The sequence below is a fragment of the Nocardia sp. 852002-20019_SCH5090214 genome (assembly GCF_001665865.1).
GTDB lineage: Bacteria > Actinomycetota > Actinomycetes > Mycobacteriales > Mycobacteriaceae > Nocardia > Nocardia nova.
Map to the genome: position 1 here is coordinate 1 of NZ_LZMK01000388.1, position 553 is coordinate 553.

Annotated in this window: 1 pseudogene; it reads left to right on the forward strand. The window is 67.1% G+C overall.

Annotated elements, in window-relative coordinates:
* A pseudogene (locus tag A5780_RS41470) lies at positions 1-553 on the forward strand (hypothetical protein); the annotation flags it as partial.

Genomic DNA, 553 nt, shown 5'->3' on the forward strand with positions numbered 1-553 from the left:
GGCCACACCACAGACGACCGCACCCGCGTCGACTTCGTCGTCGACTACCTCACCGGAGACACCCGCAACATCGACCTGCTCACCTCCCCGGTGTTCGTCGATCCCGGAGAGGAAGCCCGCGGCCGCATCCCGGAGCTGCTGGCCGGATTCGACGAAGGCCACGTCACGGCCAAGCAGATGGCCGCCGAGATCTCGGTGATGACCGCGGCCGACCAGGCCCAGGTCCGTGAAGCCGGTAAGGCGATCCGCGCCGGACGCGAGCCCAGTACGCGACTGTGGCCCGGCTACGCCAACCGCGAGCAGATCAACGAGGAGATCTTCCTTCTCGCAGGCGATGTCGAAGACATTCGAGCAATCGCGGACTACGTCGCCGAGAACGACCTCTCCGACGAAAGTCCCGAGACCTGGGGTGTCGGTGACGAAACCGCCGCGACCATCGAGCGGCTGCGCGAGCGGGGCGACGAGATCGTCGCGGTCGCCACACTCCAGCACGGCCTGGCCGACATCGAGCGCAGCCAGCTCGTCACGATTGTCGACGACGTAGCCGCCGGAA